General features: G+C 47.4%; 20 protein-coding genes, 1 other RNA gene and 1 pseudogene. 17 read left to right on the top strand and 5 right to left on the bottom strand.

Translation table 11 applies throughout. The annotated features are described in order from the left end of the window. Positions 1–62 precede the first annotated feature (62 nt). The 4 genes from ssrA to ompA all read right to left on the bottom strand — a co-directional run bounded on the left by ssrA (position 63) and on the right by ompA (position 2,533). Positions 63–421: a transfer-messenger RNA gene (gene ssrA, locus ICN25_RS06020) on the bottom strand. Positions 422–500: 79 nt separating this feature from the next. Continuing rightward, entirely contained in the window at positions 501–1,178 is a 678-nt protein-coding gene (locus ICN25_RS06025) for an HAD family hydrolase (RefSeq protein ID WP_216180126.1), read from the bottom strand. Continuing rightward, the gene (gene ubiG / locus ICN25_RS06030; protein ID WP_216180129.1) at positions 1,175–1,864 is read right to left on the bottom strand and encodes a bifunctional 2-polyprenyl-6-hydroxyphenol methylase/3-demethylubiquinol 3-O-methyltransferase UbiG; all 690 of its coding nucleotides are present in this window, start codon (positions 1,862–1,864) and stop codon (positions 1,175–1,177) included. Before ubiG ends, ICN25_RS06025 begins: the two co-directional genes overlap by 4 nt. Before the next feature lie 99 nt (positions 1,865–1,963). Further along, a complete protein-coding gene (ompA, locus tag ICN25_RS06035; RefSeq protein WP_216180132.1) occupies positions 1,964–2,533 on the bottom strand; it encodes an outer membrane protein OmpA in 570 nt (189 codons plus the stop codon). 160 nt (positions 2,534–2,693) lie between these two features. Between ompA and gyrA the strand changes: the two genes are divergently transcribed. The 15 genes and pseudogenes from gyrA to cysM all read left to right on the top strand — a co-directional run bounded on the left by gyrA (position 2,694) and on the right by cysM (position 19,969). Continuing rightward, positions 2,694–5,408: a DNA gyrase subunit A gene (gyrA, locus tag ICN25_RS06040; RefSeq protein ID WP_216180136.1), complete on the top strand. Its 2,715-nt coding sequence runs from the start codon at positions 2,694–2,696 to the stop codon at positions 5,406–5,408. Between the two features lie 31 nt (positions 5,409–5,439). Next, on the top strand, positions 5,440–6,537 hold the full coding sequence (gene serC / locus ICN25_RS06045) for a 3-phosphoserine/phosphohydroxythreonine transaminase (RefSeq protein ID WP_216180139.1): 1,098 nt from the start codon (positions 5,440–5,442) through the stop codon (positions 6,535–6,537). Beyond that, positions 6,537–7,631 carry a prephenate dehydratase gene (pheA, locus tag ICN25_RS06050; RefSeq protein ID WP_216180142.1) on the top strand — a complete coding sequence of 365 codons (1,095 nt, stop codon included), beginning with the start codon at positions 6,537–6,539 and terminating at the stop codon, positions 7,629–7,631. The genes serC and pheA overlap by 1 nt, the downstream gene beginning before the upstream one ends. Beyond that, positions 7,628–8,758, top strand: coding sequence for a histidinol-phosphate transaminase (hisC, locus tag ICN25_RS06055; RefSeq protein WP_216180145.1), 1,131 nt, complete (start codon positions 7,628–7,630; stop codon positions 8,756–8,758). Before pheA ends, hisC begins: the two co-directional genes overlap by 4 nt. Positions 8,759–8,790: 32 nt before the next feature. Further along, the gene (locus tag ICN25_RS06060; RefSeq protein WP_216180148.1) at positions 8,791–9,672 is read left to right on the top strand and encodes a prephenate dehydrogenase/arogenate dehydrogenase family protein; all 882 of its coding nucleotides are present in this window, start codon (positions 8,791–8,793) and stop codon (positions 9,670–9,672) included. Between the two features lie 8 nt (positions 9,673–9,680). Next, positions 9,681–11,000 carry a 3-phosphoshikimate 1-carboxyvinyltransferase gene (aroA, locus tag ICN25_RS06065; RefSeq protein WP_216182134.1) on the top strand — a complete coding sequence of 440 codons (1,320 nt, stop codon included), beginning with the start codon at positions 9,681–9,683 and terminating at the stop codon, positions 10,998–11,000. A 12-nt stretch (positions 11,001–11,012) separates the two neighbouring features. After that, positions 11,013–11,675, top strand: coding sequence for a (d)CMP kinase (cmk, locus tag ICN25_RS06070; RefSeq protein ID WP_216180150.1), 663 nt, complete (start codon positions 11,013–11,015; stop codon positions 11,673–11,675). 133 nt (positions 11,676–11,808) lie between these two features. Then, positions 11,809–13,482, top strand: a complete 1,674-nt coding sequence (gene rpsA, locus ICN25_RS06075) for a 30S ribosomal protein S1 (RefSeq protein WP_015421646.1) — start codon at positions 11,809–11,811, stop codon at positions 13,480–13,482. Positions 13,483–13,534: 52 nt separating this feature from the next. After that, positions 13,535–13,831, top strand: a pseudogene (locus tag ICN25_RS06080) (integration host factor subunit beta); the annotation flags it as partial. Between the two features lie 108 nt (positions 13,832–13,939). Beyond that, on the top strand, positions 13,940–15,151 hold the full coding sequence (gene lapB / locus ICN25_RS06085; RefSeq protein ID WP_216180153.1) for a lipopolysaccharide assembly protein LapB: 1,212 nt from the start codon (positions 13,940–13,942) through the stop codon (positions 15,149–15,151). A 21-nt stretch (positions 15,152–15,172) separates the two neighbouring features. Then, positions 15,173–16,537 carry a UDP-glucose/GDP-mannose dehydrogenase family protein gene (locus ICN25_RS06090; protein WP_216180156.1) on the top strand — a complete coding sequence of 455 codons (1,365 nt, stop codon included), beginning with the start codon at positions 15,173–15,175 and terminating at the stop codon, positions 16,535–16,537. Positions 16,538–16,577: 40 nt separating this feature from the next. Further along, complete coding sequence (rfaE1, locus tag ICN25_RS06095) at positions 16,578–17,507, top strand: D-glycero-beta-D-manno-heptose-7-phosphate kinase (RefSeq protein WP_216180159.1); 930 nt, start codon at positions 16,578–16,580, stop codon at positions 17,505–17,507. Further along, the gene (rfaD, locus tag ICN25_RS06100; protein WP_216180161.1) at positions 17,504–18,523 is read left to right on the top strand and encodes an ADP-glyceromanno-heptose 6-epimerase; all 1,020 of its coding nucleotides are present in this window, start codon (positions 17,504–17,506) and stop codon (positions 18,521–18,523) included. The genes rfaE1 and rfaD overlap by 4 nt, the downstream gene beginning before the upstream one ends. Positions 18,524–18,620: 97 nt before the next feature. After that, the gene (locus ICN25_RS06105) at positions 18,621–19,016 is read left to right on the top strand and encodes a helix-hairpin-helix domain-containing protein (protein ID WP_216180164.1); all 396 of its coding nucleotides are present in this window, start codon (positions 18,621–18,623) and stop codon (positions 19,014–19,016) included. A gap of 41 nt (positions 19,017–19,057) precedes the next feature. Then, complete coding sequence (cysM, locus tag ICN25_RS06110; RefSeq protein WP_216180167.1) at positions 19,058–19,969, top strand: cysteine synthase CysM; 912 nt, start codon at positions 19,058–19,060, stop codon at positions 19,967–19,969. A 20-nt stretch (positions 19,970–19,989) separates the two neighbouring features. Here the strand turns inward: cysM and mltB are convergent, their stop codons facing one another. Then, complete coding sequence (gene mltB, locus ICN25_RS06115) at positions 19,990–21,258, bottom strand: lytic murein transglycosylase B (RefSeq protein WP_216180171.1); 1,269 nt, start codon at positions 21,256–21,258, stop codon at positions 19,990–19,992. An 83-nt stretch (positions 21,259–21,341) separates the two neighbouring features. Between mltB and ICN25_RS06120 the strand changes: the two genes are divergently transcribed. Both ICN25_RS06120 and ICN25_RS06125 read left to right on the top strand, forming a co-directional pair. Further along, positions 21,342–22,262, top strand: coding sequence for a histone deacetylase family protein (locus tag ICN25_RS06120; protein WP_216180174.1), 921 nt, complete (start codon positions 21,342–21,344; stop codon positions 22,260–22,262). 46 nt (positions 22,263–22,308) lie between these two features. Next, positions 22,309–23,961: an acyl-CoA synthetase gene (locus ICN25_RS06125; protein WP_216180176.1), complete on the top strand. Its 1,653-nt coding sequence runs from the start codon at positions 22,309–22,311 to the stop codon at positions 23,959–23,961. Positions 23,962–23,982: the final 21 nt, after the last annotated feature.

Raw genomic sequence — 23,982 nt, forward strand, 5'->3', positions numbered from 1 at the left:
AAAGAAAAACGCCACCTAAGAAGGTGGCGTTTGCCTATTGATCAAATCAATTGACTGCTAATTGGTGGAGTCGGCGGGAATCGAACCCGCGTCCGCAAATCCTCTACAACAAGTTCTACATACTTAGTCATATCATTTAATTTAGCTAGCTAGTCACAGACTGACATGTTCCACGCTGGCGATTCACTAAGTTTTCGAACCATTCCCCGTGACATGAAATGATCTTATCTCTTGTAAATGACCCTGATCTAGCTTGCGCTAGCTGACCCAAGAGAGAATCAGTTCAGGGGCAACCGCAATTAAGCGGCTAGTGCGAAACGTTCGTCGTTTGCAGTTATTACATTCCCATTGATTTACGAGATAACGGGTCCTCGGTATGCCCTTGATGCTTTGTAATCCACGTCGAAACCATGTCGACCCCGGAGTTCATGCATTGGAAGCTCTATTTTAAGGCTCTTAGCCTTAAATTGTTGGATATCTTGCAGATTCCCAATTAAGCCCTATCGCGGGAAGATGATTTCTAGCAATTCTTTTGGGTGGCGCACAAGATAGTCGGCGCCCCAAGCTTCTGGTGGCTCATCACAGCCGCAATAGCCGTAGGCTGCTGCAATCGTCTTCATACCCGCTGCTTTGCCTGCCAAGATGTCTCTAATGTCATCACCAACGTATACGGAGCTAGCTGGGTCAACATTGGCGATTCTGGCGGCGTGCAAAATTGGCTCAGGATGTGGTTTTGAATGAGGGGTAGTATCGCCAGAGACTGTTGATGCGGCTCTTTGGCGCAGGCCCATTAAATCAGTAAGGGGGTTGGTGAAGCGCTCGCTCTTGTTTGTCACAATGCCCCAAGGAAGCTTAGCGCCATCCAGTTGATTCAATAAGTGATCTATGCCCTCAAAAAGCACGCTGTTGACTAGCAAAGCCTTCTCATAGTTCGCAAAAAACTCATCCCGCAAGGGAATGAAGTCAGGGTGGTCAGGGTTAATTCCAAATGCCCCACCAATCAGGCCACGGGCTCCAGCAGAGGCGCAAGGGCGCAAGACTTCATATTGTTTAGGCGTGAGATTTCTGGCGATTAGGAGTTGATTTGCAGCTGCCACAAGGTCTGGGGCAGTATCGGCAAGGGTACCGTCTAGGTCAAAAAAGACACCCTTGTAAGGACTGGCTAACCCACTACTCATTTACGCACCGCAATCATGTAGTTCACGTCAACATCTTCACCAAGGCTATAGACCTGGGTGATGGGGTTGTAGCTCATGCCTTTCATGCCGATCATGTCCAACTCTGCTTGGCGTGTAAATGCAAGCAATTCAGAAGGTTTAATGAATTTAGCGTATTCGTGAGTGCCTTTAGGGAGGAGGCGCAGGATGTATTCCGCGCCAATAATGGCAAATAAGTAGGACTTAGGACTGCGATTCAAGGTGCTAAAAAAGAGGGTACCACCCGGCTTGCAGAGCTTTGCGCAAGCTCGAACTACTGAGGCAGGGTCTGGAACATGTTCTAGCATCTCCATGCAAGTCACAACGTCGTATTGTTCTGGCTCTTCTTCAGCTAGCGCCTCTGCTGATATAGAGCGGTATTTGAGGGTAGCGCCTACTTCGAGGGCGTGTAATTCAGCGACCTTAAGGGCTTTTTCAGATAAATCAATGCCGCACGTATCAGCTCCAGATTGAGCAATAGATTCCGCCAGAATTCCACCGCCACAGCCGACATCCAGAACCTTCTTGCCTTGGAGATCAACAAAAGACTTAATCCAATTGAGGCGCAACGGATTGATCGCATGTAAGGGTTTGAATTCGCTATGGGGGTCCCACCAGCGATGGGCTAGGGCGCTAAATTTAGCGATTTCAGATTGATCGACGTTCATAGGATTAAAGACGCAGAAGCGCGTGGAGATGAATGAATTACGAATATAGCGGAAATAAAAAAGCCCGGCAGAACCGGGCTTTTTTACAAGTAAAAAGAATTACTTAACTGCAGCTGTACCAACAACTTCGATGTCAGTGCGGCGGTTCTTAGCGCGGCCTTCAGCAGTTGCATTTGATGCAACTGGATTGCTCTTGCCTTTTGATTCTGTGTAAATACGGCTACCGTCAACACCTTTGCTTACCAAGTAAGCTTTAACGGACTGAGCACGACGCTGGCCGAGAGCCATGTTGTAAGCATCAGTACCAACGCTATCAGTGTTACCAACAGCAATAATTACTTCTAATTTGATCTTGTTCAAGTCAGCAGCGATCTTGTCCAATGTAGCTTTACCTTCTGGCTTCAATGTAGCTTTGTCGAAGTCATAGAGTGTGTCAGCTTGCAAAGTGATCTTGCTTTGGCTGATGCTTGGAGCAGCTTTAGGAGCTAACCAGCCATCACAACCCTTAGCAGCAGTTGCAGGTGTCCAGTTGTTATCACGCCAGCACAATGTGCCGTCGCCGTTTTTCCAATTCAAGCCAGAGCTGTTTTCCCAGTTATCAGAAGCCATTGCTGCAGAAGCAGAAACAGTGATAACAGAAGCTAGCAACACTTTTAGGGTTTTGTTCATTTTTAGTCCTCAAAAATCTCTTTTTTAATTAAAGTCAAACTTAAATGTAATTCGCCCTACTTTGAAGCAAAAAACCGCAAAGCGACACATCTCAATTTCGTACAAACTGACAGAATATTAGCATAGGGGCTATCAGTCATCAAAATGATATTATTTCTAAATGGAACAAGCCGCTAAAGAAACACTACCAATATCCCTAGAAGACGAAATGCGGCGGTCCTATTTGGACTACGCAATGAGCGTCATTGTCGGCAGAGCCCTGCCAGACGTACGTGACGGCCTCAAACCGGTTCATCGCCGGGTCTTATTTGCGATGTATGAATTAAACAACGATTGGAACCGTGCTTACAAAAAATCTGCCCGTATAGTTGGCGATGTGATCGGTAAATACCACCCACATGGCGATTCTGCGGTGTATGACACCATTGTTCGCATGGCCCAGGACTTCTCTCTGCGCTATATGCTGGTTGACGGACAGGGTAACTTTGGCTCCGTAGACGGCGATAACGCTGCTGCAATGCGGTATACCGAGATCCGCCTTCGTAAGATCGCCCATGAGTTATTGGCCGATTTGGACAAGGAAACCGTGGATTTCGGGCCAAATTACGACGGTAGCGAGAAAGAACCCCTGATTCTTCCTGCAAAAGTGCCTAATTTGCTGATTAACGGCAGCTCAGGCATTGCCGTGGGTATGGCGACCAATATCCCCCCGCACAACCTGGATGAGGTCGTTACAGCCTGTTTACACGTCCTACACAACCCAGAATGCACGATCGACGAGCTGATTGAGATCATTCCGGCCCCAGATTTCCCGACCGCCGGCATTATTTATGGGGTTCAAGGTGTTCGTGAGGGCTATCGCACTGGCCGTGGCCGTGTAGTGATGCGCGCCAAGACCCACTTTGAAGACCTTGATAAGGGTGCTCGTCAGGCCATCATCGTCGATGAGTTGCCATACCAGGTAAATAAAAAGAACTTGCTCGAGCGAATTGCTGAGTTGGTGAATGAGAAAAAAGTAGAAGGTATTTCTGATCTGCGCGATGAATCTGATAAGTCAGGTATGCGCGTCGTGATCGAGCTCAAGCGTGGTGAAGTGCCTGAAGTAGTTCTCAATAATTTGTACAAGAGCACTCAACTGCAAGATAACTTCGGTATGAACATGGTGGCATTGGTAGATAACCAACCGCGCCTGTTGAACTTGAAGCAAATGCTTGAGTACTTCTTGCAGCATCGTCGTGAAGTGGTTACACGTCGTACGATTTTTGAATTACGCAAAGCACGCGAGCGTGGTCATGTCTTAGAAGGTTTGGCTGTTGCATTAGCAAACATTGATGAATTTATTGCCATCATTAAAGCTGCTGCAAACCCAGTGATTGCTAAGTCAGAATTGATGAGCAAGGCATGGGATTCTTCTATGGTGCGCGAGATGTTAGCGCGCGCTGAGACGGATACTCCGGGCGGTCGCAACGCTTATCGCCCTGAAGGTTTATTGCCTGAGTACGGCATGCAATCTACCGGCCTCTATCGTTTGTCTGATAGCCAGGCGCAAGAAATTTTGCAGATGCGTTTGCAACGCTTGACTGGCCTTGAGCAAGACAAGATCGTTAATGAGTACAAAGATGTGATGGCAGAGATTTCTGACTTACTCGACTTACTTGCTAAGCCAGAGCGCGTCACTCAAGTCATTGAGTCTGAATTAAAAGAAGTGCAAGCTGAATTTGGTATTGCTGGTGGTGACACTGGTCGTCGTTCATTTATTGAAATGAATGCAACCGAGTTGTTCACAGAAGATTTGATCACTCCGCAAGATATGGTGGTCACACTTTCTAACACTGGTTATATGAAGAGTCAGCCTCTGAGTGAATACCGTGCGCAAAAACGTGGTGGTCGTGGCAAGCAAGCTGCAGCTACTAAGAATGAAGATTGGATTGAAACACTCTTCGTTGCGAATACGCATGACATCATTCTGTGTTTCTCTGATCGTGGACGCATGTACTGGCTCAAGGTGTGGGAGGTTCCACAAGGTAGCCGTAACTCACGTGGCAAGCCGATCGTCAATATGTTCCCATTGATTGAAGGCGAAAAGATTACTGTGATTCTCCCAATCAAGGGATATCAAGATGATCATTACGTCTTTATGGCAACGAGCCTGGGTACAGTGAAGAAGACGCGTTTGTCTGACTTCTCCAATCCACGTAAAGCTGGAATTATTGCTGTTGACTTAAATGAAAACGACTTCTTAGTTGGTGCAGCCATTACTGATGGTCAGCATGATGTGATGTTGTTCTCTGACGCTGGTAAAGCGGTGCGTTTTGATGAGAATGATGTTCGTCCAATGGGTCGTACAGCGCGCGGCGTGCGCGGTATGAACTTGGGTGAAGGTCATCAAGTGATTGCCATGTTAGTTGCCCCAGCTGAAGCTGCTGAAGGTGCCGAAGCAGTTGTGGTTGATGCGAATGGCCTCGCTATTCCAAGCAGCGTATTGACTGCAACAGAAAATGGTTTTGGTAAACGCACTCCGATTGGTGAATACACCCGTCATGGTCGCGGCACCAAAGGCATGATTGCAATTCAGACAACTGAGCGTAACGGTAAAGTTGTTGCCGCTGCTTTGGTGTCCCCTGAAGATCAAATTATGTTGATCACTACTGGCGGCATCTTGGTGCGCACACGTGTTTCAGAGATTCGTGAGATGGGACGCGCAACACAAGGCGTCACTTTGATCAACGTCGATGAAGGTACGCGTTTGTCTGGCTTGCAGCGTATTGCTGAAAGCGATTCTGATGATGAGAATGATTTGGATGATGGTGAAGAGGAAGATGTTTCCGCTGATCCAGCAGTTGACTCCAATTCTGATGAAGCTGGTGATGCCTAATTGGCATTCATACAAGGTTAATTAATTCATCATGACGTTTGACCGCCGCATTTTCAATTTCGCTGCGGGGCCTGCTACCTTGCCTGAAGAGGTATTGCGGCAGGCTGCTGCAGAGATGTTGAATTGGCAAGGCTTAGGTGCCAGCGTCATGGAGGTCAGCCATCGCGGCAAAGAGTTCATGGCTCTTTATGAGGAAGTGCTGCAAGATTTACGCACCCTCATGGGTATTCCAGATTCTTATGAAATATTGATGCTTCAAGGTGGTGGCTTAGGTCAAAATGCTGCTATTCCAATGAACCTCATGCCATTAGCCAAGAATGGCCCCAAAGCGGATTTTTTGGTAACTGGTGTGTGGTCTGAAAAGTCATTTAAAGAAGCTGAAAAATATGGTGTGGCTCATTTAGCTGCATCTTCAGCTTCTGAAAAATTCAATACGATTCCAGAACGTTCTACTTGGCAGTTATCCGATGATGCTGCTTACGTTCATTACTGTGCCAATGAAACTATTGGTGGCGTAGAGTTTCCAGATGTGCCAGATGTAAACGGTAAGTTATTGGTTGCCGATATTTCTAGCAATATCCTTTCCAAAGAAATGGATGTCACAAAGTGTGGCGTATGGTTTGGTGGTGCGCAAAAGAATATCGGCCCATCCGGGGTAACTATCGTCATCGTTCGGAAAGATTTGATGGGGCACAGCATGAAGATCACTCCATCGATTTGGGATTGGTCTAAGCAGGCTTCAACTGACTCGATGTTGAACACGCCTCCAACCTTTTCAATCTATATGGCTGGATTAGGATTTAAGTGGTTGCTAAAACAAGGTGGCGTAAAAGCGATTGAGAAGCGTAATCAAGAAAAAGCAGAATTACTCTACAGCTTCTTGGATCAAAGCAGTCTTTACGAAAATCGTATTCCTAAAGAATATCGCTCCAGAATGAACGTCACCTTCTTCTTGAAGAATGAAGATTTAAATGCTCAGTTCTTAGAGCAATCTAATGCGGCTGGCTTGGTTGCCTTGCGTGGTCATAAGGCGGCCGGGGGTATGCGCGCCAGTATTTACAACGCAATGCCGCTCGAAGGCGTTAAGGCCTTAGTGGAATTTATGCGTGACTTTGAAAGGCGTGCCTAATGAGCTCTAAAGATCAGAGTACCGAAGAACAGCGCCTTGCGCCAATCCGCGACAAGATCGATGCGCTGGACGCACAGATTTTGGATTTGTTGTCGCAGCGTGCAAAAGCAGCTCAAGAGGTTGGCCATATCAAAGGTGGTTTTTCATCTCCGGTATTTAGGCCAGAGCGTGAGCGTCAAGTTGTTGCGCGCTTACAGGAGCTCAGTAAAGGCCCGCTATTACCGGATGGCATTGCCGCAATTTGGCGTGAAGTGATGTCCGCTTGTCGCGCCTTAGAGGCTCGTCAGACAATCGCCTATCTTGGACCAGTAGGAACATTTTCTGAGCAAGCGGCGCAAACCTATTTTGGTCATTCGATTGCTGGTTTGCCTTGCAATAGCCTTGATGAAGTATTCAAGGCGGTTGAAAAGGGCGCAGCTCAATTCGGAGTAGTTCCAGTTGAGAACTCTAGCGAGGGTGCCATCTCTCGTACTTTAGATTTACTTCTAGATTCTCCAATGCGTATTAGCGGCGAAGTGGTGCTGCCTATTCGTCACCATCTTTTAACTAAGAGTGGAAATTTGGATGGTGTTACAACCGTTTGTGCGCATGCTCAGGCTTTAGCCCAATGTCAGCAATGGTTGAGTGTGCATGCACCTCAATTGAAGCGCCAGGCAGTCAGTAGCAATGCTGAGGCGGCGCGCATGGCCTCCCTTGACCCAAGCTTGGCTGCAATTGCTGGCGATCCTGCGCAAGAGGCCTATGGATTGCAGGCAGTGGCCGCACAGATTCAGGACGACCCGCATAACCGTACACGTTTTGTCGTAGTTGGTACTTACGAGTGTCAGCCAACTGGCAAAGATCAAACTTCTTTGGTGTTGTCGGTGGATAACCAGCCGGGTGCGGTACATCGCTTGTTAGAGCCATTGGCTAAGCATGGTGTTTCCATGAATCGCTTTGAGTCTCGTCCAGCTCGCAAGGGAACTTGGGAGTATCACTTTTATATCGATGTAGCAGGACATGCTGACGATGTAAAAGTTGCCAAAGCCTTGAATGAATTAAAAATAACAGCCGCTTTTTATAAAAATCTCGGCTCTTATCCCCACTCAGCATGAGTTCTAAGTCCAATATTGGTTTAAAGCATATTCATGCGATAGCGCCCTATGTCGGTGGGCGCCCCATTAGTGAAGTTGCGCGCGAATACGGTCTTGATGAAAACAAGATTGTGAAGTTAGCCTCTAATGAGAACCCACTGGGCATGCCAAAGTCAGCGCAAGATGCCATGCTTAAGGCAGCTGCAGACTTGGGTCGTTACCCAGACTCCAATGGCTTTGAATTAAAGAATGTATTGTCGGCGCGCTTAGGTGTTCCAACTGATTGGATTACCTTAGGTAATGGTAGTAACGATATTTTAGAGTTGGCTGCTCGTGCAGTTGCGCAGGCTGGTGATGAAGTGATTTTTTCTAAACATGCCTTTGCTGTTTATCCATTAGCCACTCAAGCTGTTGGCGCTAAAGCGGTTGAAGTAGCTGCAACTGAAATGTACGGCCATGACTTGCCTGCCATGTTGCAAGCAGTAAAAGCTGCTGGTGATAAAGCCAAGTTGGTGTTCGTAGCCAACCCAAATAATCCTACTGGCAGTTACCTGACTGCAAAAGAAATTGAAGATTTCCTCACCGCGGTTCCAGCTCATGTGGTGGTGGTCTTAGATGAGGCCTATAACGAGTACCTTTCTGCTGATCAGCGCTATGACGCGATTGCTTGGGTAAAACGTTTCCCTAATATGATTTTGTCGCGCAGCTTTTCTAAGGCATACGGTTTAGCGGGTTTACGTATTGGCTACGGGGTAGCTCAACCCGCTTTGACCGATTTATTGAATCGCATCCGTCAGCCATTTAACGTGAACAGTCTTGCACAAGCCGCAGCGATTGCAGCATTTCAGGATTCTGCATTCTTGCAGCAAGGCTTTGAGCTCAATCGTGCTGGCTTTGCCCAATTAACCCAAGCCTTTGATGAGCTTGGTCTGACTTACCTCCCATCTGCTGGAAACTTTGTGCTGGTGAAGGTGGGCGAAGATGATGGTGCTGGCGCTCGCATTAATTTAGAACTCCTTAAGCGCGGCATTATTGTTCGCCCAGTCGGAAATTATGGCTTGCCACAATGGTTGCGTATTTCGATTGGCTTGCCTGAAGAGAATGCAGCCTTTATTGCTGGGCTTAAAGATATTTTGGCGAAGCAGTAATTTAATAGCGAACAGACAAATTTCATCAATCAATGGCCATCATTAATCCATCTAGTAATTACGGTACCGTCACCATTGTTGGCGTTGGCTTGATCGGCGCCTCTTTGGGCTTGGCATTAAAAAAAGCAGGCGTAGTGAATAAGGTATTGGGTGTTGGTCGTAGTGCTGCAAATTTAGATCAAGCGCTCAAGATGGGTGCGATTGATGCTGTAGTCGATTTAGTCGAAGCAGCAAAACAGTCTGATGTGATTGTTTTGTGTGTGCCAGTGGCGCAGATGCGTACTGCTTTTGAAGTGATTGAGCCGCACCTAGAGTCCCGGACCATGCTGACAGATGCTGGCAGCACTAAAGGCGATGTGATTTTGGCTGCCAAGGAAGTCTTGGGTAAAAAGGCCTGCCAGTTTGTGCCGGCCCACCCGATAGCAGGTGGCGCACAACATGGCGCTAGCGCTGCTAAAGCAGATTTATTTGAAGGCAAGCAAACGATTCTTTGTCCGCTACAAGAAAACTCTCCGCAAGATACAGATCTTATTGAAGGTTTTTGGCAGTCGGTTGGCTCTGTAGTGAAAAAGATTTCTTGTGTGCAACATGATGCGATCTACGCAGCTGTTTCTCATTTGCCACATATTCTGTCTTACGCCTTAATGGCAAGCGTAGTGAACTCTGAAGATGCCGATCAAAAACTGAGTCATGTTGGTGCAGGTTTCAAAGATTTCACGCGCATCGCTGCCTCGAGTCCAGAGATGTGGCGTGATATTTGCTTGGGTAATCGCACAGCAGTTCTGAAAGAGCTAGATCAATATCTACTCATCGTCAATCACATGCGTAAATTGATTGCTGATAATGATGGTGCAGGCTTAGAGAAATTATTTAATAAAGCAAGTAAAGCTCGTCAAGATTTGGATGTGCTTTGATGAGTGGATTGCCGGATATTAAAATTGGACCATTCAAGCGAGCGCAAGGCTCGATTGTTTTGCCGGGCTCTAAAAGTATTTCAAATCGCGCTTTGTTATTGGCGGCGTTATCTACTGGTACAACAACCCTTAAAAATTTATTGGATGCTGACGATACGCAAGTGATGCGTAATGCGCTTCGCCAGTTGGGTTTATCGGTAACCGATCATGCCGACAAAGTTTGTGTGGTTGAAGGTTGCGGTGGTAAGTTCCCGATTCAGAATGCAGACCTCTTTATGGGTAATGCAGGTACAGCCATTCGTCCCTTAACGGCGGCTTTAGCAATGCAGGGCGGTAACTACCGCTTGTCAGGTGTGCCCCGCATGCATGAGCGTCCTATTCGGGATCTAGTGGATGGCTTGCGACAAGTCGGTGCAAAGGTTGATTACGAATCGCAAGAAGGTTATCCGCCAATCAAGATTCTTGCTGCTGATATTGAAATCAAAGATGTTGTGAGAGTGCGCGGCGATGTTTCTAGTCAGTTCTTAACTGCCTTATTGATGGCTTTGCCTTTAGTGGCAAAAGAGCCCGTCAGGATCGAAGTGATTGGTGAATTGATTTCTCGCCCTTACATCGATATCACGCTGAAATTAATGGCGCGCTTCGGTGTCAAAGTGGCTTGCCCTGATGCGCAGTCGTTTGTAATTCCTGCTAAGACTTCTGATGCGGTATATCAAAGCCCTGGTACCTTATCGGTTGAGGGTGATGCATCTTCCGCCTCTTACTTCTTAGCGCTTGGCGCGATTGGTGGAGGACCAGTGCGCGTCTTAGGCGTTGGTAGCGAGAGTATTCAAGGTGACGTTGCTTTTGCTGATGCGCTTGCATTAATGGGTGCAAAGATTTCTTCTGGTGAAGATTGGATTGAAGTTGCCGGCGTGAAGCATGCGAATGGCAAGCTTAATGGCATCACAATTGATTGCACTGAAATTCCAGATGCAGCGATGACGCTCGCTGTTGCTGCATTATTTGCTGAAGGCCCAACCCGCTTAAACAATATTGCCAGTTGGCGCGTGAAAGAAACCGATCGTATTGCTGCGATGGCAAAAGAATTAAAAAAAGTTGGCGCTATTGTTGAAGAGGGCGCAGATTACATCGTGGTTCAGGCGCCTGCATCACTTGTTGATTGGAAGTCTCCTGCTGAAGGTATTGATACCTATGATGACCACCGCATGGCGATGTGTTTCTCATTGGCCGCTTTCGGTCCTAATGCACTACAGATTAATGATCCCAATTGCGTTGCAAAAACCTTCCCCACTTACTTTGCTGAATTTGCAAAGATTGTTTCCTAAAAGTCTTTTTTGATGAATCTACCTCCAGTCATCGCGATTGATGGACCTACCGCCTCTGGCAAAGGGACGGTCGCCTCCTTGGTAGCTGAAAAACTGGGCTTTCATTATTTGGATAGTGGGGCGCTATATCGACTGGTTGCCTTAGGTAGTCAAAAAGCATCCATTGACCCCCAAAATGGCCCAGAACTTGGTGTTTTGGCCAAAAAACTCGTGATTTCCTTCAAAAATGGCCAAATTTTGCTCAATTCTGAAGATGTTACGGATGCCATTCGCACTGAAAGTATTGGTTTGCGCGCTTCCGCAATTGCGGTGCATCCTGAGGTTAGACAAGCTTTAGTCGGTGTTCAGCATGGTTTTAGGGCTATTCCAGGCTTGGTTGCTGATGGGCGCGACATGGCAAGTGTCATATTTCCGGATGCAGTTTTGAAGGTTTTTCTCACCGCAACAGCTCAGGCTAGAGCCGAACGTCGGTATAAGCAATTGATAGCTAAGGGAATTTCTGCTAAACTAGACGACTTGCTGCATGATTTACAAGAGCGCGATGCCAGAGACAGTAGTCGAGGTGCCGCACCTTTGTTAGTTGCAGACGGTGCCAAAGTACTTGAAACATCAGAATTATCGATAGATCAAGCAGTTAAGACGGTTTTGGATTGGTATCAATCAAAAATAGCTTAATTTTTGGTGGGCAGTAGAAGTTGTTTTGGCGTCTTAAGAAACTCTACAACGCGATTTTCTAATTTAGCGTGTTTCTTGGGGCTTTTTTAACCTAACCCGTCAGGCCTTCTGGCGGCACAAAGTGAATATATAAATGTCTGAATCATTTGCAGAACTATTTGAAGAATCATTAACCCGATCGAATATGAAGACCGGCCAAGTTATTTCGGCTGAAGTACTTCGCATCGACCATAACTTCGTCGTTGTTAACGCTGGATTGAAATCCGAAGCGTTTATTCCTGTTGAAGAATTCCATAACGACGCTGGCGAGATTGAAGTAGCTCCTGGCGATTTCGTTTCTGTTGCTATTGACGCTCTTGAGAACGGCTATGGCGACACAATCCTTTCCCGTGACAAAGCTAAGCGCTTGGCATCATGGATGAACTTGGAAAAAGCTCTCGAGCAAGCTGAGATCGTTACCGGTACTGTTACTGGTAAGGTTAAAGGTGGCTTGACAGTCATGGTTAACGGTATCCGCGCATTCTTGCCTGGATCACTCGTTGATACACGCCCAATCAAAGACACCAGCCCTTACGAAGGTAAGACGATGGAGTTCAAGGTTATCAAGCTTGACCGTAAGCGTAACAACGTAGTGTTGTCACGTCGTGCGGTTGTTGAAGCTAGCCAAGGTGAAGAGCGCGCGAAGTTGATGTCTAACCTCAAAGAAGGTAGCGTTGTTCAAGGTATCGTTAAGAACATCACTGACTACGGCGCATTCGTGGACCTCGGTGGTATCGATGGCCTCTTGCATATTACCGATTTGGCATGGCGTCGTGTGCGTCACCCAAGCGAGATGTTGACTGTTGGTCAAGAAGTTACAGCAAAGATTTTGAAGTTCGATCAAGAGAAGAACCGTGTTTCACTCGGCGTGAAACAACTTGGTGATGATCCATGGGTTGGTATCGCTCGTCGTTACCCACCAAACACCCGTTTATTCGGTAAGGTAACTAACCTGACTGACTACGGCGCATTCGTTGAAATCGAATCTGGTATCGAAGGTTTGGTACACGTTTCTGAAATGGACTGGACTAACAAGAACGTTGCTCCAAGCAAAGCTACTGCATTAGGAACCGAAGTTGAAGTAATGGTTCTGGATATTGATGAAGACAAGCGTCGTATCAGCTTGGGCATCAAGCAGTGCAAAGCTAATCCATGGGAAGAGTTCTCACGTGGCCAACAAAAAGGCGACAAGCTGACTGGCGCAATCAAGTCTATTACTGACTTTGGTGTGTTCATTGGTTTGCCTGGCGGTATCGACGGTTTAGTTCACCTCTCAGACCTCTCATGGAATGAGCCAGGAGAAGAAGCTGTTAAGAAATACAAAAAAGGCGACGAAGTTGAAGCTACTGTATTGGCCATTGATGTTGAGAAAGAGCGTATCTCTCTCGGTATCAAGCAATTGTCTGGTGACCCATTCAATAACTACACATCCGTAAGCGACAAGGGTAGCCTTGTAACTGGTACTGTGAAGGCTGTTGATGCTAAGGGTGCAACTATTCACTTGGCTGATGAAGTTGAAGCTTACTTACGTGCTTCTGAGATCTCAACAGATCGCGTTGAAGATGCACGCAATGTATTGAAAGAAGGCGATAGCGTAACTGCAATGATCATTAACATTGATCGTAAGTCACGTGTAATCAATCTTTCAATCAAAGCTAAAGACAGCTCTGACCAACAAGACGCTATGAGCAAACTCCAAGGTGATGCGCAGTCCGGCACAACCAACTTGGGTGCTTTGTTAAAAGCGAAGTTGGACAATCAAGGCTAAATCAATATCGCCGCTCTCCATTAGGAGAGCGGCGGTTTTTTATTGATAGATCATGTCAGATCAAGAGCAACAAGCAATTACTCGCTCCGAACTCGTGGAGAGCTTGGCGGAACAGTTTCCCCAGCTTTTACCTCGCGATGTGGAGTTGGCAGTAAAAACATTGTTAGACACCATGACTCACGCTTTAGCCGAGGGCAAGCGGATTGAGTTGCGGGGTGTTGGCAGCTTTGTTTTGCATCACCGTCCTGCGCGTACTGGTCGCAACCCAAAATCTGGTGAGAAGGTGTTGATCCCAGAAAAACGTGTACCCCATTTCAAGCCTGGCAAAGAATTACGTGAGCGCGTGGATTACAAGCCTCTGAAGCAAGTGAGCCCTAAAGAGGGTTCTGGTGCCTAGTCACATAGCGCATATCCAGTGGTCCATTCGGACCATTTTTTTATTTAAGATCTGCACAGCATGATTCAGATTGCAACCTCCTGGCTACTATTACTACCAGTCATGTTTGGCATTGGCTGGTTGGCTTCGCGCTGGGATTTGCGTCTTGAGAATCGCATGGATGAGCGCGAGCGCATGCGCCAGCAGCGTTCAACCTTTAAAGGTTTAAGTCTCTTATTGAATGAGCAGCCGGATCAGGCGATTGAAACCTTGGTCAAAATCGCTCAACTTGATCCTGAAACCATTGAACTTCATTTTGCTTTAGGGAATTTATTCCGTCGCCGTGGTGAGACCGAGCGTGCAATTCGAGTTCACCAGCACCTTGCTAATCGTGATGACTTAAAGCCGCGCGATCGAGATCATGCCGCATATGAATTAGGCCGTGACTTTTTACGTGCAGGTCTATTAGATCGTGCCGAAGCATCATTAAATCGTGTGGGTGAAGGCAAGTTCGCCGCCCCTGCAAAAGAGAGTTTGCTGGAGATGTATCAGATCGAGCGAGACTGGAAGAAAGCCATTATTGCTGCTAGTGAGCTTGAGGGCTTGCAAGGAAAATCCCACCATACTGAGATTGCCCAGTTTCATTGCGAGTTGGGTCAAGAAGCATTGCGCCGCAAGGATTTGCCAGAGGTAGAGCAATCAGTTCAATTGGCCTTGCAAGCAGTTGCGCATCATGCGCGTGCGCTGATTTTGCAAGGGGATTATCTGATTGCAATGGATCGTCCAGCACAAGCTATCGAGGTATGGGCTGTCATTGCTAAAACACATCCTGCCTATATGCATTTACTCGCAGATCGTTGGATGGCGGCGCACACCGCTCTGAATAAAGCGGATGAAGGCTTAAGCGCGCTCTGCGAATTATTAAAAACACAAGCTTCTGGTGAGTTGCTCGATATTGTTCAAAAGCACATGACTCAAATTCGTGGAGCTCAAGCTGCTGAAGTGATGCTAGTTGAAGTGATGCAGCATTCACCAAGCTTAAGTGCGCTTTCTAAGTTGGCCGAGACACGTTTGGCCTTAGCGGAAAGTAACGGTACGCCAGAGCGAGTATCGGATTTACAGGCAACACTCAGCTTGTTGAAACAGCGCACAACTAGTTTGGCCCGCTATACCTGTGGCAATTGTGGTTTCCGTGCGAGACGTTTTTACTGGCAGTGCCCGGGTTGCAACCATTGGGAGGCTTACTCCCCAAGACGTAGTGAGGGAGCCGTTCCTAGCGGCCCTTCAATGTAATCTGAATTACTTGGAGATATCTTGAAAGTCACCATCATCGGCAGTGGTTACGTTGGTCTTGTTACCGGCGCTTGTTTAGCAGAGCAGGGTAATAACGTCTTTTGCGTTGACGTAGATCCTAAGAAGATTGAGGTTCTCAATTCTGGTGGCGTACCGATTTACGAGCCAGGCCTCAAAGAGATGATTGGGCGTAATCGTGCTGCTGGCCGTTTGCAGTTCTCTACCGATATTGCCGCTTCTGTCGCTCATGGCGATATTCAATTTATTGCTGTTGGCACCCCTCCTGATGAAGATGGCTCAGCTGATCTTCAGTACGTTGTAGCGGCTGCTCGTAATATTGGTCGTCATATGACCACCCCTAAAGTGATTGTCGATAAGTCGACTGTACCTGTTGGCACCGCTGATAAGGTTGGCGCTGCTATTGCTGAAGAGCTTCAAAAAAGAAGCCTCTCACCAGAGCTATGCTCCGTAGTCTCGAACCCTGAGTTCCTTAAAGAAGGTGCTGCAGTAGAAGACTTTATGCGCCCAGACCGCATTGTGATTGGTACGCAAAATACCCCAGCGGGTCTGCGCGCTAAAGAGCAAATGCGCAAGCTCTACGCCCCGTTTAACCGGAATCATGAGCGCACCTATTACATGGATGTCAAAAGCGCCGAGCTCACTAAATACGCCGCCAATGCCATGTTAGCTACCCGCATCTCCTTTATGAACGAGCTAGCCAATCTGGCTGACTTAGTCGGCGCTGATATTGAAGCAGTGCGCCAGGGGATTGGTTCAGACTCTCGTATTGGTTATGGATTTTTGTACTCTGGTACTGGCTATGGCGGTTCTTGCTTTCCAAAGGATGTTTCCGCTTTATCCAAAACAGCTATTGAGCATGGCAGAGATCTGAAGATCCTCGATGCCGTTGAAGCGGTCAATGAAGCCCAAAAGTACATCTTGGTAGAAAAGATTGAAAAACGCTTTGGTGCTGACCTTAAGGGTAAGAAGTTCGCTATGTGGGGTTTGGCATTTAAACCCAATACTGACGATATGCGTGAGGCCCCAAGTCGAGTGATTATTCAAGAGCTGGTCAAACGCGGAGCCCAGATTGTGGCTCACGATCCAGTAGCGATGCCAGAAACCAAACATTGCCTGGAGATGGACTTTAAAGGCAACCCAGAAGGCCTTAAACAAGTTACGTTGGTGGATGACCCGATGGCAGCAACCCAAGATGCGGATGCCTTGGTAATCGTTACTGAGTGGAAGGCCTTCCATAGCCCTGATTTTGAGCTTCTCAAAGCCAAACTCAAGAACCCCATCATCTTTGATGGCCGAAATCTATATGAGCCTCAAGCTATGCAAGAATTAGGCATTGAGTACCAAGGTATTGGTCGTCATAATTAATTAGAAGTAAAAAGTATCAATTAGAGAGATTAGTTACATCGTGGAAAAAGCTAACCGAGAACAATTTTCTAAAGCCCGCTTATTAGTGGTGGGTGATGTCATGCTTGATCGCTACTGGTTTGGCGATACGAATCGTATTTCTCCGGAGGCACCGGTACCAGTTGTTCAAGTTGGCAAGATTGATGAGCGTTTAGGTGGCGCTGCCAACGTGGCACGCAACGTTGCGGCCCTTGGCGCAAAGACAACTATCCTGGGTGTGATTGGTGATGATGAGCCTGGTAATCGCGTTACCGAGTTGCTCAAGTCAAGTGGTGTCGATAGCCAGCTTGAAATTGATAGCAAAGTTCCGACTACTGTGAAGTTGCGTGTGATTGCAAGACAGCAGCAATTGATTCGTTTGGATTTTGAAGAGGCTCCTAGTGAGGCTGCTTTGGCTCACAAGCTAGAGCGCTACGAGAAGTTGGTGGGCGATGCTGATGTGGTGATTTTGTCTGATTACGGCAAAGGCGCCTTAGGTCAGGTAGCCTTGATGATTGAGCAAGCACGCGCTCAAAAGAAAATGATCCTGGTTGATCCTAAGGGTGATGACTACGCCAAATATCGTGGTGCCACAGTGCTCACACCAAACCGCAGTGAGTTGCGTCAGGTAGTTGGTCAGTGGACTAGCGAAGAAGATCTCACAAAGAGAGCGCAGGATCTCAGAAAATCTTTAGACCTTGAGGCGCTTCTGCTTACTCGCTCTGAAGAGGGTATGAGCTTATTTACCGATGCCGGAGTGAGTCACGTTAAGGCGCAGGCGCGTGAAGTATTTGATGTGTCTGGTGCGGGCGATACTGTTATTGGCACGCTCGCAGTGGCCTTAGCAGCTGGATGGCCACTTGAAAGGGCGATGGCTTTGGCTAATCGAGCTGGTGGCATAGTGGTAGGCAAGTTAGGTACAGCCACCGTAACTTCTGAGGAATTGCAATGACGATTATCGTAACTGGCGCTGCTGGGTTTATTGGTGCCAATATTGTTCAGGCGCTCAATGCGCGTGGTGAGAAAAATATTATTGCGGTCGATGATTTACGTCCCGCTGATAAGTACCGCAATCTTGCGGACTTAGACATCATTGATTACCTTGATAAAGACGAATTTCTGGAAGCATTTAGAAGTGGTCGCTTTGGCAAGGTGAGGGCAGTGTTTCATGAAGGGGCCTGCTCCGATACGATGGAAACTGACGGCATCTTCATGATGGCGAATAATTTCCGTTACACCATGGACTTGCTCGATATCTGCACTGAACAAAAAGTGCAGTTACTCTACGCCTCTTCAGCCGCCACTTATGGTGGTTCTGATGTATTTGTAGAGAGCCGTGAGCATGAGAAGCCATTAAATATTTATGGTTACTCTAAGTTCTTATTTGATCAGGTGATGCGCAAGCGCTTTGCTGAAAAATCCACTGCCGCTCAAGTGGTCGGATTTAGGTACTTCAATGTCTATGGCCCACGTGAATCCCACAAAGGTCGCATGGCCTCCGTAGCCTTTCATCAATACCACCAGTACAAGGCCAATGGCAAAGTTAAGCTTTTTGGTGAATATGGTGGTTATGGCGCTGGCGAGCAAAGTCGTGACTTTGTCTCGGTAGAGGACGTAGTAAAAGTGAATTTGTATTTCTTGGACCACCCAGAAATCAGCGGTATCTTTAATTTGGGTAGCGGTCGTGCACAGCCATTCAATGATGTTGCTCATGCAGTAGCAAACGCTATGCGCAAAATTGATAATGCCAATCCTGCTAGCTTAGAAGAGTTGGTAAAAGAAAAAGCGATTGAGTACATACCATTCCCAGATGCACTTAAAGGCAAGTATCAGTGCTTTACACAAGCGGATTTAACCAAGCTACGCGCGGCTGGATACTCAGAGCCCTTCTTAAATGTGGAGCAGGGCGTCAGTCGTTATATTGCCTGGCTATCGGCCAATGCAGATTTCTTGGCAAGCCCGCTATAAGTAGGTAAAAATAGTCAACCGACTGAATCTTCATTCGTTGTAACTGATCCACTTGCACTTCGTGTAAGTGGATTTTTTATTAACCGATGGAGATTAAATGAATCAATTATTAAAGTCTTTGGTATTTTCAGTATTTGTAGCTGTCTCAGGATTAGCCGCAGCCTCACCAGTCAACGTTAATACCGCAACTCAGTCTGAGTTGGAAAGTATTAAAGGGATCGGACCATCCAAAGCGAAAACAATTATTGCCGAACGTTTGGATGGTGGGCATTTTCAGGATGCCAATGACCTGCAAAAACGGGTGCGCGGTATTGGCATGAAATCCGTAGAAAAGATGGTGGATAACGGTTTAACCATTGAGGCCCCGAGTTCTTTTCGTGAACCGCACGGCAGGACTAATAAAGAGGGCTCCAAGGCTAGCAGACGTGGCTCACGCGGTCAAAGCGGTTCGCGCCATCCTGCGGATCGTGCGGAACCAAGCCGCCGAAATTAAACCCTTTTACGTCTAGCCTGGCTTATGGCTAAAATGGTTTCATGAGCACACCTTCATACCTAACTATTTCTCAGACCGTGGGTAATACGCCCTTGGTTCGTTTGCAACGCATTCCTGGCGCAGAAAATGATTCCAAAAATAATCTGATCTTAGGAAAGTTGGAGGGTAATAATCCAGCGGGGTCGGTGAAAGACCGGCCTGCGCTGTCGATGATCTTGCGCGCCCAAGAGCGTGGCGAAATTAAACCTGGCGACACTCTCATTGAGGCTACTAGCGGCAATACTGGCATCGCATTGGCGATGACTGCTGCGATGTTGGGTTACAAGATGGTTTTAGTGATGCCTGAGAACCAGAGTATTGAGCGTCGACAAAGTATGGCTGCGTATGGTGCTGAGCTAATTTTGACGGCTGCTTCTGGTGGCATGGAATTTGCCCGTGACTATGCGCTGCAATTACAGAAAGAGGGCCGCGGCAGATTGCTTGATCAATTCGCGAATCCTGATAATCCACGTGCTCACATTGAAACTACTGGTCCAGAAATCTGGCGCGATACGGATGGCCAAGTGACCCATTTCATTTCTGCGATGGGAACTACTGGAACAATCACTGGAGTTTCTACCTATCTGAAGTCCATGAATCCCAATATCCAAATTATTGGGGCTCAGCCAGAGGACGGTTCGCAAATTCCAGGTATCCGTAAATGGGCTCCAGAGTATCTGCCGAAGATTTATCAAGGCGACAAGGTTGATCGCATCGAGTATGTGAGCCAAGCGGATGCTGAAGAAATGGCCCGCCGCCTTGCGGCTGAAGAGGGTATTTTCTGTGGGATTTCAGCTGGCGGTGCTTTAGTAGTTGCCTTGCGAATCGCTCGCCAGGTAGAGAATGCGACGATTGTCTTTATCGTCTGCGACCGTGGTGATCGCTATCTGTCGACCGGAGTGTTCCCGGCGTAATACATTCAGCCAAAAGTGAATTAAGTCTGCTTTGGTTTTTTCTTGCCAGCAGTCTTCTTGGGTTTGGATTTAACCGCTTCACCTGACTTTACTTCTGGCTTCGCTTTAGTTGAAGTTATGGGAACCACACTTTGGTTCTTGTATCCCAATGCTTCTGCAAACTCAGCAACGCTTTGTGCATAAAAGTAACTGCGGTTGTACTGCACAATCGTCAGGAAATTATTTAAACCAACTACATAACGAACCTGATCATTGCCATACTTATCGGGGTAGGGAAGATCAACAATGAGCGCCTTACTTTGTGGTTCAACTCCACCTGATTGAAGGTCGCCTTGCTCTTTAGTCAATATGCCTTTTGCGATGAGTTCTTGAACTGAGTATTTCAGCTGAGGTTCGCCGTCAGCTAGGGCTCTCGCCTCACTGATGGCTCCCTCCTGCACAGGGAAGTAAATCGGCATTCCCGGTTGCCAGCCATGCTTTCTCATAAAGTTAGCCACACTAGCAATCGCATCCTTAGGGCTCTGCTTGAGGTCAATGTGCCCATCGCCATCACCATCTACTGCAAAGCTGCGAATGCTACTTGGCATGAATTGGGGTAATCCAATGGCGCCAGCATAAGAACTGTTCTGATTTAAGCAGGTATTGAAGCGAGTTTGATTCAATCCTTGCTTACTATTGTTGGCGGGCAAGCTGCCGCCGCCCTCGGTCCAGCACATGAGGATGAGTTCTTTAAGCTGGTCTTTAAAGAGCTGTTCTCGGCTAGCTTTGTTAGGTGTATCTGGATAGCTGAAGGCCAATGTAGAGAGCACATCCTTTACCCGGAAATTTCCAGTTTGACGGCCATAGATGGTTTCGATCCCAATAATGGAGACAATGACTTCCGCTGGAACTCCTGATTCTTGCTCAACCTTGCTCAAGAAAGCCTGGTTTTGCTCCCAAAAGGCCTTGCCGGCCTTGATGCGAACCGGTTCAATGAAACGCTTGCGATAGGCCACCCAATTCTTTTTAAAGGTGCCCGATGGGGGTAACACCAATTTGCGTATGGACGGAATCGTTTTAGCATCTGAGAAGCCTGATTCAAGGCTTGCCTGAGGGATTTCCTGGGTTTGGGCAATTTGGGCGATTAATTGATTGAGGTTTTGGCTAAAACGGGCTTCTGTCGCGGCATCCTCAGACTGGTTTACGATAGTCTCTGTAGGGCTAACTTGCTGGATAGGGGTGCTTGAGCAGGCGCCAAGTAGTAGCGTTATGAAGAGTGTTGAAGCAAGGTAGGAGACACGAAAATTCATGGATAAGAAAATGGGTTTTTGAAGGGTTGGCAGGTTTTATTAGATTATAAAAATTATAGTTTTGCTATTGAGGATTTCTAGTAATGACAACAGGATACATAACTCATCCAGATTTTCTAAAACATGAGATGGGTAGTCATCACCCCGAGTGCCCAGAGCGCATTCAGGCAATCAATGATCAACTCATTCGTAGCGGCATCGATCGCTTTCTGCACCATCTCGATGCGCCGTTAGCAACTGAAGATCAACTGGAGTTGGTTCACAGTCCAGATCACATTGCCTTTGTTAAAGAGCGCTCACCAGCCAGCGGCTATTTCATGCTCGATGGTGACACCATCATGAACCCGCACACTTGGAGCGCTGCGCTCCGTGCAGCAGGTGCCGCTATTGCGGGTGTTGATGCGGTGATGAAGGGCGAGGTTGAAAATGTATTTTGTGCAGTTCGCCCTCCTGGTCACCATGCAGAGCCAACTCGCTCCATGGGATTTTGTGTTTTTGATAACGTTGCTGTAGCTGCGCGCTATGCGATGGAGACATACGGCATCGAACGTGTAGCCATCATCGATTTTGATGTGCATCACGGCAATGGAACTGAAGCTGCATTTTTTAATGATCCTAGTGTGCTCATGTGTAGCTTCTTCCAGCACCCGTTTTATCCATACAGCGGCTTGGATGGCGCCAATAATATGGTGAATGTCCCCTTGCCGGCTTCTACTCGAGGTGATGTCGTGCGCTCGATTGTTGAAGAGCAATGGTTGCCGCGTCTACGGGATTTTGAACCAGAGCTCATCATCATCTCTGCGGGCTTTGATGCTCACCGTGAGGATGATTTAGGGCAGATGGGCTTGGTAGAAGATGACTATGCCTGGATTACCAAGCAGCTTAAAGTCATTGCAAACCAATATGCCCAAGGCCGCATCGTCAGTTGCCTTGAGGGTGGCTACAACCTTTCCGCATTAGGCCGTAGTGTGGTGGCGCACGTAAAGGCACTTGCCGACATTTAAACGTCATCGAAATTTAGATTAAAAAAGAGCAACATTCAAGGAACGCATGGCTAATATTTTTGAGCAGGGTTTAGATCGTAACCCAGCGAATTTCACACCGATTACTCCACTATTGTTTCTTGAGCGATCAGCTGAAGTCTATCCAGACCGCTTGGCAATCATTCATGGCAAATTGCGTCAGACTTGGGGTCAGACCTATGAACGTTGCCGTCGCTTTGCAAGCGCGCTGCAAAAGCATGGCATTGGCTTAGGGGATACGGTTGCTGTGATGTTGCCCAATACGCCACCTATGGTTGAGGCGCATTTTGGTATTCCGATGGCTGGAGCGGTATTAAACGCCTTGAATACGCGTCTTGATGCAGAGTCAGTTGCCTTTATGTTGAATCATGGCGAAGCAAAAGTCGTGATCGTAGATCCAGAATTTTCTGGGGTAATGAAAAAAGCTCTCGAGATCGCCAAGAAAGAAAGTGGGCGCGAGTTTTTAGTGATTGATGCCGAAGAAAAAGAATTTGATGTTCCTGGCGAGAAGCTTGGCAAACTCACTTATGAAAAATTCCTGTCTGAGGGCGATCCTCAATTTGCATGGCAAGTCCCTGCAGATGAATGGCAAGCGATTTGCCTGAATTACACCTCGGGAACTACTGGCAATCCAAAGGGTGTGGTGTATCACCATCGCGGCGCAGCGATTAACGCTGTGTCGAATATTTTGGATTGGGATATTAATAAGCACCCCATTTACCTCTGGACGCTCCCAATGTTCCATTGCAATGGCTGGTGTTTCCCATGGACGGTAGCTGCACGCGCTGGTATTAACGTCTGCCTACGTCGCGTGGATGCACAACATATTTTTGCCGCTATCAAAGACCACGCTGTCACGCATTACTGCGCCGCCCCGATTGTGCATAACCTATTAGTGAATGCCCCTGATGAATTAAAAGAGGGAGTGCCTGCTGGCGTGAAAGGCTTAATTGCAGGTGCTGCACCTCCTGCTTCAATTATTGAGGGCATGGAAAAGCTTGGTTTTGATTTGACACACGTTTACGGATTAACTGAAGTTTATGGTCCGGCAGCTGTTTGTGTGAAGCAGGATGAGTGGAATGAAGTGGATATTGGTGAGAGAGCTCGTCTTAATGCTCGCCAAGGAGTTCGCTATCACATGCAACAAGCAATTGCCGTTCTTGATCCTGAAACCCTCGAACCCGTTCCCGCTGATGGCGAGACGATGGGTGAAATTATGTTTAAGGGCAACATCGCCATGAAGGGTTACCTTAAAAACGAGAAGGCAACCAAAGAGGCCTTCGAGGGAGGGTGGTTTCATTCGGGCGACTTAGCGGTGATGAACCCTGATGGCTATGTGAAGATGAAAGATCGTAGCAAGGACATCATTATTTCTGGCGGCGAAAATATTTCTTCCGTAGAGGTTGAAGATGTTCTCTATCGTCACCCTGCAGTAATAGCCGCTGCGGTTGTTGCGAAGCCTGATCCTAAGTGGGGCGAAACGCCTTGCGCCTTCCTAGAAATTAAGCCTGGTATGGAAGTGACCCCTGCTGACATCATCGCCCATTGCAAGCAGCATCTGGCTGGATTTAAGGTTCCAAGAGCGATTGTGTTCTGTGAGTTACCCAAGACCTCTACTGGCAAGATTCAGAAGTTTGAATTGCGAAAGCAGGCGGGATCCGCTTCAGCAATCGACGTCTAGCCTTACCTGGCACTAGACGGA

The sequence above is a fragment of the Polynucleobacter sp. 80A-SIGWE genome (genome assembly GCF_018882295.1).
GTDB lineage: Bacteria > Pseudomonadota > Gammaproteobacteria > Burkholderiales > Burkholderiaceae > Polynucleobacter.

Coding starts and splice junctions, on each gene's coding strand:
- ICN25_RS06025 (WP_216180126.1), bottom strand. CDS start 1,178: ATGAGTAGTGGGTTAGCCAGTCCTTACAAGGGTGTCTTTTTTGACCTA.
- ubiG (WP_216180129.1), bottom strand. CDS start 1,864: ATGAACGTCGATCAATCTGAAATCGCTAAATTTAGCGCCCTAGCCCAT.
- ompA (WP_216180132.1), bottom strand. CDS start 2,533: ATGAACAAAACCCTAAAAGTGTTGCTAGCTTCTGTTATCACTGTTTCT.
- gyrA (WP_216180136.1), top strand. CDS start 2,694: ATGGAACAAGCCGCTAAAGAAACACTACCAATATCCCTAGAAGACGAA.
- serC (WP_216180139.1), top strand. CDS start 5,440: ATGACGTTTGACCGCCGCATTTTCAATTTCGCTGCGGGGCCTGCTACC.
- pheA (WP_216180142.1), top strand. CDS start 6,537: ATGAGCTCTAAAGATCAGAGTACCGAAGAACAGCGCCTTGCGCCAATC.
- hisC (WP_216180145.1), top strand. CDS start 7,628: ATGAGTTCTAAGTCCAATATTGGTTTAAAGCATATTCATGCGATAGCG.
- ICN25_RS06060 (WP_216180148.1), top strand. CDS start 8,791: ATGGCCATCATTAATCCATCTAGTAATTACGGTACCGTCACCATTGTT.
- cmk (WP_216180150.1), top strand. CDS start 11,013: ATGAATCTACCTCCAGTCATCGCGATTGATGGACCTACCGCCTCTGGC.
- rpsA (WP_015421646.1), top strand. CDS start 11,809: ATGTCTGAATCATTTGCAGAACTATTTGAAGAATCATTAACCCGATCG.
- lapB (WP_216180153.1), top strand. CDS start 13,940: ATGATTCAGATTGCAACCTCCTGGCTACTATTACTACCAGTCATGTTT.
- rfaD (WP_216180161.1), top strand. CDS start 17,504: ATGACGATTATCGTAACTGGCGCTGCTGGGTTTATTGGTGCCAATATT.
- ICN25_RS06105 (WP_216180164.1), top strand. CDS start 18,621: ATGAATCAATTATTAAAGTCTTTGGTATTTTCAGTATTTGTAGCTGTC.
- cysM (WP_216180167.1), top strand. CDS start 19,058: ATGAGCACACCTTCATACCTAACTATTTCTCAGACCGTGGGTAATACG.
- mltB (WP_216180171.1), bottom strand. CDS start 21,258: ATGAATTTTCGTGTCTCCTACCTTGCTTCAACACTCTTCATAACGCTA.
- ICN25_RS06120 (WP_216180174.1), top strand. CDS start 21,342: ATGACAACAGGATACATAACTCATCCAGATTTTCTAAAACATGAGATG.
- ICN25_RS06125 (WP_216180176.1), top strand. CDS start 22,309: ATGGCTAATATTTTTGAGCAGGGTTTAGATCGTAACCCAGCGAATTTC.